The organism is Kocuria sp. CCUG 69068 (assembly GCF_020833785.1).
In the GTDB taxonomy this organism is placed as follows: Bacteria; Actinomycetota; Actinomycetes; order Actinomycetales; family Micrococcaceae; genus Kocuria; species Kocuria rosea.
In genome coordinates, this window is the sequence record NZ_PDDL01000155.1 from 1 (window position 1) to 5,796 (window position 5,796).

Genomic DNA, 5,796 nt, shown 5'->3' on the forward strand with positions numbered 1-5,796 from the left:
GGCGCCGAGCTGGCCGCCCGTCCGGGCGCGGACGCCGACGGGGAGCCCGTCGACCCCTGGCACACCCCCCTCGTGTGGGCCGTCGAGGGCGAGGCGCGGTCCGAGGACCCGCGGCCGCAGGCCGCGGTGCACGGCTCCGCCGGGCGCAAGCGGGCCGCCATGGCCGCCCACGCCACCCAGCTGGTGCTCTCCGGGGACGGCTCGCGCTTCGCCCTCTCGAACGGGGTGTGGCAGCCCTTCAGCGCCCTCGAGACCTACCGGCTGCTCGCCGGGGACCCGGACGCGGTCGCCGCGGAGGAGGAGACGCCCGGTCGCGCCCGGGCATCCGTGCTCTCGGCCCTCGTGACGTCCGTCGCGGCCGGGGCCGTGGCGGCGTCCGTGGCCACGGTGCTGCACAGCGCCGTCTGGTACGCGCCCGCCGGGTGGTGGCTCCCGTGGGGGCTGCTCTTCGCGACCGCCCTGCTGCTCAGCGTGTCCCTGTGGGTCGGCACCGCGACCCGCCGCGTGTGGGCCGCCGCCGTGCCGGGGCTGACCGGCTACCTCGTCTCCTGGCTCTTCGCCTACGGCGGGGACGGTTCCGTGATCGTCGTGACGGACCCCGGCACGCCCGTGGGGATCCTGGGGCTGGCCTGGTTCGGGCTGGTCTTCGCGACGACCCTGCTGTCCGTGCTCGTCACGGCCCGGTGGCTGCGCGCCCGGCGGCGCAGGACCGGCGCGGGCTGAGCCCCCCCGGCGCCCGCCTGGGCGGAGCCCGGTGCTCAGGCCCCCCGGGGCCGGCGCCGCGGCGGCGCGGGCGGGACCACCCGGGCGGCCCGGATCCCGCCGGCGCCGATCAGCACGTCCCCTCGGCGGGTCCGCACCGTGACGGACTCCTCGTCGGCGGCCAGCAGCTCGCCCAGCGCGTCGGTGAGCGGCAGCCCGGAGGCGTCGTCGGCCGGCAGGGCGTAGCGCACGCTCACGCGCGTACCAGCCGGCAGGCCGGTGAGCAGGCCCAGCGCCGAAGATGACGTCCCGGACGGCGATGTTGAGCCGGATGTCGGATGCTCCATGGCTGTCATCCTAGCCAGGGCACCGTGGCTAGACTGGTCGGAGCAATCCCAGGAGAAAGGTTCGAACCGCCGTGACCTACGTCATCGCCCAGCCCTGTGTCGACGTGAAGGACAAGGCCTGCGTCGAGGAGTGCCCCGTCGACTGCATCTACGAGGGGGAGCGCTCGCTCTACATCCACCCCGACGAGTGCGTGGACTGCGGTGCGTGCGAACCGGTGTGCCCCGTCGAGGCCATCTACTACGAGGACGACACCCCCGAGGAGTGGGCCGACTACTACAAGGCGAACGTCGAGTTCTTCGACGACCTCGGCTCGCCCGGTGGCGCCGCGAAGCTCGGCAACACGCACACGGACCACCCCATGATCGCGGCGCTGCCCCCGCAGAACCAGGACGTCGCCCTGTGACGCAGGGGGACCGTTCCTTCGGCCTCGCCCTGCCCGACTACCCGTGGGACACGATGGCCCCGTACCGGGCTGTCGCCGCGGAGCACCCCGGTGGGGTCGTGGACCTGTCCATCGGCACGCCCGTGGACCCCACGCCCCTGGTCGTCCAGGACGCGCTGGCCGCCGCCGCCGACGCCCACGGCTACCCGACCACCCACGGCACCCCCGCCCTGCGCGAGGCCGTCGTCGCCTGGTACGCGCGGCGCCGCGGCGTGACCGGCCTGGACCCCGCCGCGGTCATGCCCACGGTCGGCTCCAAGGAGCTGGTCGCCTGGCTGCCGCTGCTGCTCGGCCTGCGCCCCGGCGACGTCGTCGTGCGGCCCACGGTCGCCTACCCGACCTACGACATCGGGGCCCAGCTGGCGGGCGCCGAGGCCGTGGCCGCGGACGACCTCGACGAGCTCGACGACGACGTGCGCTCCCGCGTGCGCATGGTGTGGCTGAACTCGCCCGCCAACCCCACCGGCATCGTCCGGGACGCGGCGTCGCTGCGGCGGGTGGTCGACCAGGCCCGCGCCCTCGGGGCCGTGGTCGCCTCCGACGAGTGCTACGCCGAGCTCGGCTGGGGCGCCTGGGACGTCCAGCAGGGCGGCGCCCCGGTCCCGTCGGTGCTCGACCCCCGGGTCAGCGGCGGGGACCACTCCCTGCTGCTGTCCGCGTACTCCCTGTCGAAGCAGTCCAACGCCGCCGGCTACCGGGCCGCGTTCCTCGCCGGCGACCCCCGGCTCATGGCGAGCCTCGTCAACTCCCGCAAGCACGCCGGGATGATCGTGCCCGCCCCGATCCAGGAGGCCATGCGGGCCGCCCTGGGCGACGACGCCCACGTCACCGCCCAGAAGGCGCTCTACCGGTCCCGCCGCGAGCGGCTCGTCCCCGCGGCCGAGGCCTTCGGGCTGCGGGTCGAGCACTCCGAGGCCGGGCTCTACCTGTGGTGCACGGCGGGGGAGGACACCTGGACCACGGTGCAGCGCTTCGCGGAGCGGGGCGTCGTGGTGGGCCCGGGGGTGTTCTACGGCACGGCCGGCGAGGGGTACGTGCGTCTCGCCCTGACCGCCACCGACGAGCGCATCGACGCCGCCGTGGAGCGGCTCGGCCGCGCCTGACACGGTCCCCGGCGCCGCCGGGATTGGTCGCGGCGCGGACGGAGCAGGTAGGTTGGACCCTGACGATCGCTGTGTCCCGGGACACGGCCGTGCTGCGCCGACGGTGGCGCCCGGCGCGGCGACCACGGGCACCGGACACCGACATCCACTCGCGGAGGACGAACATGACTGAGTCTGCACAGAAGACCGGGACGGCCCGGCTCGACTACGGGAACGGAAGCCCCCTCGAGCTGCCCCTCCAGGACGCCACCGAGGGCAACCGCGGCTACGCGATCACGAACATGCTCAAGGAGACCGGCAACGTCGCCTTCGACCCCGGGTTCATGAACACGGCGAACGCGCGCTCCGCCATCACCTACATCGACGGCAACAACGGCATCCTCCGGTACCGGGGCTACCCGATCGAGGAGCTCGCCCAGCACTCCAGCTTCATCGAGACCGCCTACCTGCTCATCTACGGCGAGCTGCCCTCGCCGTCCGAGCTCGAGGACTTCGACACCCGGATCCGCCGGCACACCATGGTCCACGAGGACCTCAAGAGCTTCTTCAACGGGTTCCCGCGCAACGCCCACCCGATGCCCGTGCTGTCCTCGGCCGTCTCGGCGCTGTCCACGTTCTACGGGGACTCCCTCGACCCGTTCGACCAGGAGCAGGTGGAGATCTCCACCATCCGGCTGCTCGCGAAGGTGCCCACCCTGGCCGCCTACGCCTACAAGAAGTCCAAGGGCGAGCCGATGCTCTACCCGCAGAACGACCTCAGCTACACGGAGAACTTCCTGCGCATGTGCTTCGGCGTGCCCGCCGAGGACTACGAGATCGACCCGGCCATGGCGAAGGCCCTGGACGTGCTGCTGATGCTGCACGCGGACCACGAGCAGAACTGCTCCACCTCCACCGTCCGGCTCGTGGGCTCCTCCCACGCCAACATGTTCGCCTCGGTCTCCGCGGGCATCAACGCCCTCTACGGCCCGCTGCACGGCGGCGCGAACGAGGCCGTGCTCGCGATGCTCAACCGGATCGAGACGCAGGGCGTGACGCCCGAGGACTTCATGGAGCAGGTCAAGAACAAGGAGTCCGGCGCCCGGCTCATGGGCTTCGGCCACCGGGTCTACAAGAACTACGACCCCCGGGCCCGCATCGTCAAGGACTACGCCCACGAGATCCTCGAGAAGCTGGGCGGCAACGACCAGCAGCTCGAGATCGCCATGCGGCTCGAGGAGAAGGCCCTCGCCGACGACTACTTCGTGGAGCGCAAGCTCTACCCGAACGTCGACTTCTACACGGGCCTCATCTACAAGGCGATGGGCTTCCCCGAGAAGATGTTCACCGTCCTCTTCGCGATCGGCCGGCTGCCCGGCTGGATCGCCCAGTGGCGGGAGATGATCGAGGACCCGGAGACCAAGATCGGCCGCCCGCGCCAGCTCTACGTGGGCGAGGGCGAGCGGCACTACCCGCAGCGCTGAGCAGTCCCGGCACCGGCGGACGCCGGGCCCGTCCCCTTCGCGGGGCGCGGGCCCGGCGTCCGCCGTTCCGCGCCGGCGCCCGCCCCGGTAGCGTGGTCGCATGAGCGAGCAGCGGCACACCCCGGACCGGATCACCGTGCTCGGCCCGGACGACGTCTTCGTCTTCGGCTCCAACGCCCGGGGCGCCCACCTCGCGGGCGCGGCGCGCACGGCCGTCGAGCGCTTCGGCGCCGTCCCGGGCCGGGGGCACGGCCTGCAGGGGCGCTCTTACGCGATCGACAGCATGAGCGGGCTCCCGGAGCTCGAGCGGGAGGCGGCCGCGTTCGTGGCCTTCGCCCGGGAGCACCCCGAGCTGACGTTCTGGCTCACCCGGGTGGGCACGGGCATCGCCGGCCACGACGAGCGGCGGGTGGCCGCCCTGTTCGCCGACGCCCCGCCGAACGTGGTCCGGCCCCGGGGCTGGTGAGCCCCGGGGCCGGACCGGCGCTCAGGCGCCCGCGGCGTAGCCCTCGGGGTTGCTCCGCTGCCAGTTCCAGTGGTCCCGGCACATCGTGTCGAGGTCCCGGTCGGCGGACCAGCCCAGCTCGGCCAGGGCCGTCGACGGATCGGCGTAGGACACCGCGGCGTCGCCGGGCCGCCGGTCCGTGATCTCGTAGGGGATGCTGCGCCCGGAGGCCCGCTCGAAGGCGGCGTGCACCTCGAGCACCGAGTAGCCCTTGCCCGTGCCCAGGTTCCAGGTGCGCACCCCGCCGTGCTCGGTGATGTGGTCCAGGGCCCTGAGGTGCCCGTCGGCGAGGTCCACCACGTGGATGTAGTCGCGCACGCCCGTCCCGTCGGCGGTCGGGTAGTCGGCGCCGTACACCTTCAGCTTCTCGCGCCGGCCCACGGCCACCTGGGCGATGAACGGCAGCAGGTTGTTCGGCACGCCCGAGGGGTCCTCGCCGATCCGCCCGGACTCGTGGGCGCCCACCGGGTTGAAGTAGCGCAGCAGGGCGACGTTCCAGGACGGGTCCGACGCGGCGAGGTCCACGAGCATGTCCTCGATGTGCTCCTTGGTCCGCCCGTACGGGTTCTGCGCGTCCATGGGCTGCTTCTCGGTCAGCGGCATCTCCTCGGGGGCGCCGTAGACCGTGGCCGAGGAGGAGAACACGATGGACCGGCAGCCGTGGGCCCCCATGGCGTCCAGCAGGTTGAGGGTGCCGGCCACGTTGGTGCGGTAGTACCACAGGGGCAGCTCGGCCGACTCGCCGACGGCCTTGAGCCCGGCGAAGTGGATCACGGCCTCCGGGCGGTGCTCCGCGAACAGGGCGTCGAGTCCCGCGGGGTCGAGGAGGTCGACCTCCGCGAACGCCTCGACGGCGCGTCCCGCGAGCTCCTCGACCCGCTCCAGCGAGGTCCGCGAGGAGTTCGCGAGGTTGTCCATCACGACGACGTCGTGCCCGGCCCCCAGCAGGGCGAGGACGGTGTGCGAGCCGATGTAGCCGGTTCCCCCGGTGACGAGAATCTTCATGGCCCCAGCGTATCGGCCGGGCCGCGGCGGTCCCGTCAGCGGCTCGCGAGGACCACCACGACGTCGTCGGGCGGGGGAGCGCCCTCCGGGTGCGCCTCGGCGGCGTCCACCCACCCCGGGGCGGGCGCGAAGCGGGCAGTGCGCTGGTCCGCCCGGACCCAGCTGCGCCCGTCGAAGGACACCTCGGCGACGCCCAGCGCGTCCGCCTGTGCGACCGCCCAGTGCGCC

The 5,796-nt window shown here is 73.3% G+C and carries 7 protein-coding genes and 1 pseudogene; 5 read left to right on the forward strand and 3 right to left on the reverse strand.

What is annotated here, in order from left to right; genetic code table 11:
• Positions 1–723: hypothetical protein (locus CRM73_RS17820; protein WP_229588649.1), on the forward strand; the 723-nt coding region annotated here is incomplete at its 5' end.
• Positions 724–758: 35 nt separating this feature from the next.
• Here CRM73_RS17820 and CRM73_RS17825 read toward each other — a convergent pair.
• Positions 759–1,049: a hypothetical protein gene (locus CRM73_RS17825; RefSeq protein ID WP_229588650.1), complete on the reverse strand. Its 291-nt coding sequence runs from the start codon at positions 1,047–1,049 to the stop codon at positions 759–761.
• A 71-nt stretch (positions 1,050–1,120) separates the two neighbouring features.
• On the opposite strand from CRM73_RS17825, the gene fdxA reads away from it, so the two are divergent.
• From fdxA to CRM73_RS17845, 4 genes are all read left to right on the forward strand, one after another.
• Entirely contained in the window at positions 1,121–1,453 is a 333-nt protein-coding gene (fdxA, locus tag CRM73_RS17830) for a ferredoxin (protein ID WP_017833401.1), read from the forward strand.
• Positions 1,450–2,595 (forward strand): succinyldiaminopimelate transaminase, encoded by a 1,146-nt coding sequence (dapC, locus tag CRM73_RS17835; protein WP_017833402.1) that lies wholly within the window; start codon positions 1,450–1,452, stop codon positions 2,593–2,595. The genes fdxA and dapC overlap by 4 nt, the downstream gene beginning before the upstream one ends.
• Positions 2,596–2,759: 164 nt before the next feature.
• Entirely contained in the window at positions 2,760–4,058 is a 1,299-nt protein-coding gene (locus tag CRM73_RS17840; RefSeq protein ID WP_017833403.1) for a citrate synthase, read from the forward strand.
• A 100-nt stretch (positions 4,059–4,158) separates the two neighbouring features.
• Positions 4,159–4,524: a hypothetical protein gene (locus tag CRM73_RS17845; RefSeq protein WP_229588651.1), complete on the forward strand. Its 366-nt coding sequence runs from the start codon at positions 4,159–4,161 to the stop codon at positions 4,522–4,524.
• A gap of 21 nt (positions 4,525–4,545) precedes the next feature.
• On the opposite strand, the gene galE is transcribed toward CRM73_RS17845, so the two are convergent.
• Both galE and CRM73_RS17855 read right to left on the reverse strand, forming a co-directional pair.
• A complete protein-coding gene (galE, locus tag CRM73_RS17850) occupies positions 4,546–5,568 on the reverse strand; it encodes a UDP-glucose 4-epimerase GalE (RefSeq protein ID WP_017833405.1) in 1,023 nt (340 codons plus the stop codon).
• A gap of 35 nt (positions 5,569–5,603) precedes the next feature.
• A pseudogene (locus tag CRM73_RS17855) lies at positions 5,604–5,796 on the reverse strand (hypothetical protein); the annotation flags it as partial.

What these genes read in the sequence shown, in the direction of transcription:
- CRM73_RS17825 (WP_229588650.1), bottom strand. Translation starts at nt 1,049, where the DNA reads ATGGAGCATCCGACATCCGGCTCAACATCGCCGTCCGGGACGTCATCT.
- CRM73_RS17840 (WP_017833403.1), top strand. Translation starts at nt 2,760, where the DNA reads ATGACTGAGTCTGCACAGAAGACCGGGACGGCCCGGCTCGACTACGGG.
- CRM73_RS17845 (WP_229588651.1), top strand. Translation starts at nt 4,159, where the DNA reads ATGAGCGAGCAGCGGCACACCCCGGACCGGATCACCGTGCTCGGCCCG.
- galE (WP_017833405.1), bottom strand. Translation starts at nt 5,568, where the DNA reads ATGAAGATTCTCGTCACCGGGGGAACCGGCTACATCGGCTCGCACACC.